This is a genomic window from Photorhabdus kayaii (assembly GCF_025384895.1).
GTDB lineage: Bacteria > Pseudomonadota > Gammaproteobacteria > Enterobacterales > Enterobacteriaceae > Photorhabdus > Photorhabdus kayaii.
Genome location: NZ_JAJAFZ010000107.1, coordinates 1 through 8,714 on the forward strand (window position 1 = coordinate 1; position 8,714 = coordinate 8,714).

Annotated in this window: 4 protein-coding genes and 4 pseudogenes; 5 read left to right on the forward strand and 3 right to left on the reverse strand. The window is 38.1% G+C overall.

Translation table 11 applies throughout. The features are described from left to right. Positions 1-401: 401 nt before the first annotated feature. Positions 402-1,437, reverse strand: a pseudogene (locus LGZ98_RS22370) (IS110 family transposase). Between the two features lie 81 nt (positions 1,438-1,518). After that, a pseudogene (locus LGZ98_RS22375) lies at positions 1,519-1,950 on the reverse strand (transposase); the annotation flags it as partial. 88 nt (positions 1,951-2,038) lie between these two features. On the opposite strand from LGZ98_RS22375, the pseudogene LGZ98_RS22380 reads away from it, so the two are divergent. Next, a pseudogene (locus LGZ98_RS22380) lies at positions 2,039-2,424 on the forward strand (transposase); the annotation flags it as partial. Positions 2,425-2,499: 75 nt separating this feature from the next. Here the strand turns inward: LGZ98_RS22380 and speD are convergent. Further along, positions 2,500-2,886, reverse strand: a complete 387-nt coding sequence (gene speD, locus LGZ98_RS22385; protein ID WP_262978610.1) for an adenosylmethionine decarboxylase — start codon at positions 2,884-2,886, stop codon at positions 2,500-2,502. A gap of 1,126 nt (positions 2,887-4,012) precedes the next feature. Between speD and LGZ98_RS22390 the strand changes: the two are divergent. The 4 genes and pseudogenes from LGZ98_RS22390 to LGZ98_RS22405 all read left to right on the forward strand — a co-directional run. Next, a pseudogene (locus LGZ98_RS22390) lies at positions 4,013-5,398 on the forward strand (IS3 family transposase). An 820-nt stretch (positions 5,399-6,218) separates the two neighbouring features. Beyond that, positions 6,219-7,307 carry a type III PLP-dependent enzyme domain-containing protein gene (locus LGZ98_RS22395; RefSeq protein WP_262978611.1) on the forward strand — a complete coding sequence of 363 codons (1,089 nt, stop codon included), beginning with the start codon at positions 6,219-6,221 and terminating at the stop codon, positions 7,305-7,307. Next, positions 7,300-8,370 carry a hypothetical protein gene (locus LGZ98_RS22400; protein WP_262978612.1) on the forward strand — a complete coding sequence of 357 codons (1,071 nt, stop codon included), beginning with the start codon at positions 7,300-7,302 and terminating at the stop codon, positions 8,368-8,370. The genes LGZ98_RS22395 and LGZ98_RS22400 overlap by 8 nt, the downstream gene beginning before the upstream one ends. Positions 8,371-8,431: 61 nt before the next feature. After that, on the forward strand, positions 8,432-8,714 hold a 283-nt coding region (locus tag LGZ98_RS22405), incomplete at its 3' end, for a hypothetical protein (RefSeq protein WP_262978613.1).

Consider the following 8,714-nt stretch of genomic DNA (forward strand, 5'->3'; position numbering starts at 1 on the left):
CCCACCGCGCGTTGGGTATTTCTGGCCTTTGAAGGGATCAACACCTTTGAATTTCAAGAACATAAAATGGTGACAGGAATGCAATCTTACCACCATGAGCTTTTGAGTTTATTAGGCGCACAATATAAAGCGGTTTATTCCTGAATTAGGTGCGGAATGAAGGATATATGGACGCCCCGATTATGCAAGCACTAAATTGATACGGTTTGCGACCATATATCCGGCGTCATAAAGGGCTTATTTGCTCGCGCCATGATGTCATCCGCACCCTGTTTCCTTATCATCCGTCATCGGTATGTAACTACCTCGGTTTTACTCAGGTTATCGCAGGGCCGATAGCCGTTTTTTCATCAGTGTTTGCAAACTCGGTTAAAGCGTCTATTTCGATTCACTCAATTCAATTAATTGATAGCAAAAGTCTTCTTCATATTATAATCAACCTTATCCGTCAGAACACGCCAGATAATTCGGGTCAGCTTGTTGGCTAAAGCAACCACGGCTTTCATGGCCCCACATCGGGTAATCAGGGCTCTCAGCCACTCGCCTAAAGGGTCATCCCGTTTTTGTACGCCGCGCATCATGGCGCGGGCACCATGAATAATTAACGTTCGGAGATGACGATTATCCTGTTTGCTCAGGGAAGAGAGACGATTTTTCCCGCCCGAACTGTGTTGCCGGGGGGACTAAACCACACCAGGCAGACAGTTGTCGGCCATTGGCAAATTGAGATGCGCTGACGTCACTCACGAAAGCAGCCGCAATAAGGGGACCGATACCGGGAATAGTGAGCAGAGGGTCATAACCCGGTTGCTGGCGAGACAGTGCCGCAATTCCTTTATCCATATCATGGATACGCAGGTTCAGGGCACATAAATCTTCCCGCGAGGTATAAAGTAAACGTCGCAGGGCAGAAGACAAGGCATTGTTCTCATCTTCCAGAACATCAAGTAAATGGTGTTGAAGTGACTGAATGCCAACGGGAATAATCACGCCCTGCTCAGCGAGGAACGCCCAGAGTTGATTGGCAAGCGCGGTGCGGTGCTCCACCATGAGCTGTCGGGCGCTACGCAGTGCTTTAATATCCTGCTGTTCTATTGTTTTAACCGGGACAAAATGGATACCCGGACGACAGGCAGTCTCGCAGATAGCCAACGCATCATTGGCATCGTTCTTTTGATGATGGCTAAAGGTTTTGACGTGCTGGGTGGGGACGAATCTGACGGTATAGCCCATCGCTTGTAACGTTCTCCCCTAATAATGAGAAGTGGCACAGGCCTCCATGGCAATGACGGTTGATGGCGGGAAAGTCCGCACAACATCAAGGAGTTTTTGCCGTGAAATCTTTCGGTTAGAGGCAACGGAACCGTCCGCCATCCAGACGCAGACCTGAAAAACATTTTTGGCAAGGTCAATGCCAACCACTTTGATCGTATTCATGAGCTGTTCTCCTGAAATTCAGTGCATCGGAAAAAAAGAGGGTACTGTTTACCGCTGAAAAAGGGGACATCCATCACATCATCCCATTGAATTTTTTCCGCGCTTTGCTATCCCCGCAAAGACCTTATGTCGAGGAATGCGAATGTTATGGCAGACATTCAAACGGGTGGAATCAATAAAAGCAATGCCTGTGGGTTTTCCTTTTAATTGCGTCAGATAGCTGCATAGTGGCACCAAAACGGAAGGTGCCACACTGACAAAACGGGGATAGCTGAGTAAGGTGGGAAAATCGTTGTGGTGATATTTCCAAATGTGTTCTGGATAAAAATATTTAAAATCCCGGCCATGTGACAGATGAAAAAGGATCAAAATGGTCATGATTTCACTGGGAGACATGTGACCTTGTCGGCGGCGTAAACGATGCCCGCTATCGAGACAAAATTGTTCCCATTGAGGGATGAAAAAACGGCAAAAATCATCGACATCACAGAAAATTTCAACTAAGTTGCCCATAGCCTGTTCCACCTCGGAGCTGTTTTTGGGTCTGCACCAAAACTTTGCTCCTGGAACAGGCTTCTCGTCAATTTCTTATCCAGAATTTTGGTTAAGTACAAAAGCGGTCGTAAAAGACTTAAAACAGATTTATTGGGCCCCAACAGAAGAAGCCGCTCAGCAATGGGATGAACGTTATCTGCAAATCAGTTGTAGCTGGCGAGATAACTGGGCTAACTTATCCACGTTCTTTGCCTACCCGGCTGAAATCAGGAAAGCGATTTATACAACGAATGCGATAGAATCACTGAACAATGTGATCAGGCATGCTATCAAGCGGCGCAAGATATTCCCATCAAATGATTCAATGAAAAAAGTGATCTGGCTGGCGATTCAGGCCGCATCAAAAAAATGGACGATGTCGCTTCAAGACTGGCGTCTGCGATGAATCGGTTTATGGTTGATTTCGGTGGCCGCTTAAGCGGCCACCTCTAAAATGCGCAAAATCGGGTATAGGGTCATCCACAGTGTCAGTTGGTTACCCAATTTTTGGCTATTTAAATTGACCGCTTAACGGCGTTTACTGTTCCATTGTTCTCGAAATCCCAGTCTACTTCCTCTTTCTAGACCGCGAACAGTAAATCTCTTACTATTCTTGAAAAAGTTTTCTATGTCATTATGTATACATATAGCTTGTTTACCGCACGTGTAAACATCAATGCTTATATAACTTGTCTCGGGATATGTGTGAAACGATAGGTGAGATTCGGCAAGAAGGAATAATCCGGTGACACCTTCTCCCTCATCGGTAAATTTATGATAGATATGTCCTATTATTCTGAAACCAGCTTTTTTAATAGCCTCGAAAAAAAAAGTATTCAATTTATTGGCATCAGATAATATTTCATTATCATACAAAACAATATCCCAGATATTGTGAAATCCACGATCATCCAACGTGAAAGCCTCTATCGAAATGGGTAATAAAAAATAATTAAGGACTAGCCTTCTTCACATATTATATATACAGATATTTTCCAGAACGCAATCGTTAACATCTATTTAAAAAAACAATTTATTATCCTGTTATTTTTATCCTTACACTAATTTAATTATAATATTTTACTAAACTTATCGTATAATAGCAAACTACTAATGTCAAAATATCAAGTAAATGGACTAATAATTTAAGGGAAGTTACCCGCAGACTTCCACGCAATCGGACATGAAGTTACTTCTTTATGCATGACAAAGAGATTGGAACTTTCATATATCGTGAGTACTATATTAATAAGGAGTCTAATTATTATTAAAGTAATTAACTTCGTAAAAATAACGATGCTAAAACATTACGCTGTTAAAATTCTCTCTAATCAAACGTTAATGTACCCTAATAACTTACAGGAATGTGTAAATGAATTTCAAAAAGATTAATTGGTTAATTTACAATCGCCTTCCTGTAGTGAAATTCTATATTTTATGTTGACTTTTCGATTTGGCTGTGATTTATGTAAATAAAATGTTATTTTTTAAAATAAATATTGAAATAAATTTTATTTTAGGATATTTTTTTGTTGAAAATTATTAATAAGAAGTGATGAATTTTTTAAATTAGTAACTTTTTTAATCAAAAAGAGTTAGTGATATTTTATAGAAGAAATAAAAACCACATGTGATTTAATATTATTTTCATAGGCACAAAAAGCCAATAAGACGAATAGTAAGTCGGACTCCAGATATATGAATATTTATTTTGAATTAGATTTGTATGACAATCTCAGAACGAATAATGGATGCATCGTTTAGCCTATGTGTACCTGAATTTTCAATCCATTAATCTTTTTCATCTACTGATTAGTAGTCGATGATTGATGGCTTATTATATGAATCCAAGGAAAATATTAATTTTTAACTTACAGTTTAAAAAATTTGCAAAAACTACTTAGGCTTTGAGGCTCTATCTCAAGGGCGGTAGCATCCTTTCAAGTTAAACGAACAATAATCTTTATTCCATGTTTGGTAGTTCATCTCTATCTGTCAGTATTGTTATCACTCCCATTAACAATACTGAGAGAGAAAAAACATGACACGTATTTCACCGGAGCGTAAATCTGCCGCGCTGGTTAAATTGCTACTGCCATACAATATGCCCGGCACAGACAAAATCCCAGAACAATGGCCCGCTGAAGCCCGGCTGGCCGTCATTATTGAAACTGCCACGCTCAGTGCCACTGAACAGGCCGAATGTTGCCGTAAAAAAGGCCTCTACCTTGAGCAAATTCAACAATGGAAACAGACGTTCTTACAAACGCCTGACCGTGATGATAAAGCAGAAAAGCAGAACTGAAACAAAGCCAGAAAGAAAACAAACAACTCAGGCGTGAACTGCTCGCGGAGGCGGCAGCGGCGAAAGACGTTGCAAGCGCACTTTGGGACGGACAACGAGGCAGACTGACCGGTGTTGAGGATCGTCAGGTCATTATAACGGCGGTGCTCAAAGCGGTCAGTGCCGGAGCCCGGTTGAGGATGGCGCTCAACGAGATCCCGTTGAGTTTACGTACCTGGCGGCGCTGGCAGAAAAGTCCGGAAGATCAGTGGCCGTTGGCAATCCGGCCTACACCTGCAAACCGGTTCAAACCGGTTAACTCCGGAGGAAAAGTAGCAGATGCTGACCGTTTGCCACCAACCGGATATGCCAGCCTGCCTCCGTCACAAATTGTTTCCCGTCTGACTGATGAAGGCGTTTATCTGGCGCGTGAATCCACGTTTTATCGGGTATTACGACGTCATGGTGAGGTTCATCACCGGGGGCGGCAGCGCCGGGAAACACACTACATAGGCAGTGACAGCACCCAACCAGCTTTGGGTATGGGACATTACCTGGCTCGCGTCATCAGTAAAAGGCCGCTGGTTTTATCTGTATATGATAATGGACGTTTTCAGCCGGAAAATCGTGGGTTATGAGGTGTATGAAGCCGAACATGGTGAATTAGCGGCAGAGCTGGTTCAAAGCACGGTCTGGAAGAAACAATGCAGGCGTGAACCGCTGGTCCTGCATGCAGATAATGGCGCGGCAATGAAATCCCAAACCTTGCAGGTCAAACTACAGAAACCAGCTATCACGCCATCACACGGCCGCCTACGGGTCAGCAACGACAATGCCTATGCTGAATCATTATTCCGGACACTGAAATATGTACCGGCGTGGCCGGAAAGTGGCTTCAGTGATCTGACACAATCCTGTGTCTGGGTGGATAATTTTACCGACTGGTATAACGAAACGCATCGTCATTGTGGGATAAGTTAGCGACACCGGGTCAGCGATACAGAGGTGAGGATAAAGCGATTTTGTACCGTCTATCAGCCGGCTAAAGCTGCCCACCCGGAACGCTGGTCACGACAGACAAGAAACTGGCAATGGATAGACACCGTCACCTTAAATCCTGAACGCGAAAAACAGATCGCTTAATTTTATGAATGATGCCAACAATATTGACAATTACCGTCATCCATGTACTTTTGTGCATGATAGAGAAGAACCCGGATGATACTAAATCCGACATTCCGCACCGCATTCATAATTTGTTGTTTTAATTAAGAATTAATAAATGCATAAATTTTATACAAACGATTTTAAATCAGTATATTACAGATATAGCTGCGGAATGACAGCTAAATACCTTGAACTGAAAACTAATAAGCTATACTACGGTGATAATCCGCTATAGATTTAAAATCCAACTAAAATATGGAGCAATTCATTTTTATCTAACTAGCTATTTAGGAACATTATCTTTTATTCCTTCTGTAGAAATTATTTGTAAGTATTTTAATGGAATTTTAAATATTGGGAACTTGGGATTTATTAACAGTAAGTTTTTTTGTATGTTGAGGGGATAAAAGATTAGAAAATTAAATTATTGGACAAAGAACAATTATAGTGGAATAGAAAATGCGACGTTGTAAGTTTCTAATGTGATAACCTGTATGCCTCATATGATGCTTTTGGGTGTTATGTGCAATATATCACTGATACTGCTATTACAGTACAAGAGATTTATCATTTTTTGATCGAACGGTTAGATACAATTGCAACTAATATCGCTCTTACTATGTCAATAAATATTGATATTACCCGGCATTCTACACCGCATTCGTAATTTATTATTTTATTTAAGAATTAACATATGTATAAAATTTATATGATTACTTAAAAATCAACATATTACAGATATAGCTACGGAATGAAGGATTACTTCTAACTATAAATATAAAAGGCCGGATTGAATATGAAGTGTTCTACTACAAAATTTATATATCAGCTTAGTGAAATTAAAGCACGATATGATGAATTAACATCGTCAATTTCTGCACATAGAATTTATTACTCTATTAAGTCTAATCCTAATCCTAAAATCTTAACGTTTATATCACAACTAGGCTTGGAGGCTGAAGTATCCTCTTTAGGAGAGTTGGATGCTGCAATAAATGCAGGATTTAAACCTGCCTATATTGTTTATGGTGGACCTGGAAAAACTATCAAAGATATATATTCTGCAACAGAAAAAGGTGTTGTTTATTTCAGTTTAGAGTCACTATCTGAACTTGAGAGAATTTGTTTCGTTGAAAAAAAAATAAAGAAAAATCTTAATTATATCTTGCGGTTATTTGTCCCTAATAATAACGGAAGATTAAATATGATGATGCCAAATTCTAAATTTGGCATCACACTTGACGAAGTAAGGACGCATATAAGAAATAGTGATTATAGTGTGTATGGAGTTCATATTTATAGTGGTACCCAAATAAAAGAAGCTGAATTTAGAGCATCTGTTATTAAAACAAATGAAATCGTATCTGAGATAGAGTCTATTATAGGTTATAAGTTAAAGTATGTTAATTATGGAGGAGGCTTAGAATGGCCATTTATGCATTCAGGAAAACCAATTCTTACACCTGATAGGGTTGAAGGTATTTTATCAGGTATTGAATCTTGCTTTGAATTTGGAAGATATTTAGTTGCATCATGTGGTATTTTAGAGACAGAAATTTTAGACACTAAGAAAAGAAATGGCTATCAAATATTGATCATAAGTGCCGGCATAAATATTATGAATGGAATTTCAGCAAGTGGCAGGTTGATTAGACAACAACCAGAGTTTCACATTCCCAACAATAAAAGTGATAATATGATGTTACCTACAGCTATATATGGCCCTCTGTGTACACCAGCTGATTATTTAACGCTAAATACATTATTACCACAATTGTATCCAGGAAATATTTTAAGAATTTACAATTGTGGAGCTTATGCCGCTAATACAGGTCTTGCAAATTTTTTGATTCGAGAACCTGCTCAGGAGATAGTCATTGAATAATATTCAGGTTCTTCATGAGTCTATTCTTAAAAAGTTTGGACTAAAATACTTCCAAGATTGTGATTATAATAGTGTATTTCCTAGTGATTATTTTAATCAATTAAAAAAAAATAATGCCCTTTATCACCTCATCACTGATTATGAATCTGCCAACTTATTTAGTTGTATAGCGTCTATTATTGGAAGATATTCTATTTCTGCATCTATTTGTTGGGTTATGCATAATCAACAAATAAATATAATCCATAAACTATCACCTAAAACATATGAACAGATCTTATGCAATCAATCACTAATTGCTTCTGCCACTTCTGAGGATAACAAAAAAGGGAATAACAGTTTATCTGAAGAAGAAAATAAACTAAGATTAATACGAAGTGTTCCAGTTTGTAGTTATAGGTACCATGCTGATTTTTTTGTTGTTTCTATGAGATGTGAAGATAGTTTGTCTTTTGACAGAAATTTAGTGTTACTTCCGAAAGAATATATAAAATTTACCGATGGTTACTCTCTGAGTAGCAATAAATCAACCTCTAGTGGCCCAATCGAGATTGATACTTATATTAATCATTCTCAGATAATAGGTAACCTTTCAACAATATTTTCATCAATTTTTGTTCCAATTGCACATATAGGATGGATGTCTTCTTATTGTGGCGGACTTGCAGGTATACTTAGTCGTATAAGAAATTCAATCCGGAAAAAAAATAGTATTTTAAATAAAAAATCATATGATACACTATTTAGAAATCGTCTATCTCAGATTATTGCGTTAGAATATAATAACAAATGTATTATCCAAGACTGTTTATACAAAAATTACAATATCTCTGGTGCTTCTCGTAAACTTTCGCTAAATATTGTAAAGACAGAAGTTTCAAAAAATATTCGTAAGGCATCACATCTTCTTGAAGATATATTAGGCTCAAAATATATCATTACTCCTTTTGATGAATTTGGTGCTGAAATGTTTTGTCGAGATGCTAGATCTGCCAGTCTAATGATCCATAATGATATTTTCTATCAGGATATTTTCGATTTATGGATTCTAAAAATGGCATAGGAAAATATATTTTATTAAAAAATAATTGTTTTTATAATCAAAATCATAGATGATATTTATTATGTTTAAAAAATTTAAAATTAATGAGTTGTTTTCTGATTGGGTTAAACCTTTTGACTCTATTGGGGATATGCCACCAAGCTCACCAGTTAAATTTATTATTCATTACCTAAAGCAGGCAAAATTACCTATATTTTTTATGCTGCTGTTGAGTGGTTTTGTTGCTGGAATAGAAGCTGGTATGTTTTATTTTGTTGGTAGAATAATTGATATACTCGATGCTTCTCCCAAAAATTTATCTACATTAATGTCACTATATGGCCCTGAGATTTTAATAATGGCTA

Excerpts from the sequence above, each read along its gene's own strand:
- LGZ98_RS22395 (WP_262978611.1), top strand. The coding sequence starts at position 6,219 with ATGAAGTGTTCTACTACAAAATTTATATATCAGCTTAGTGAAATTAAA.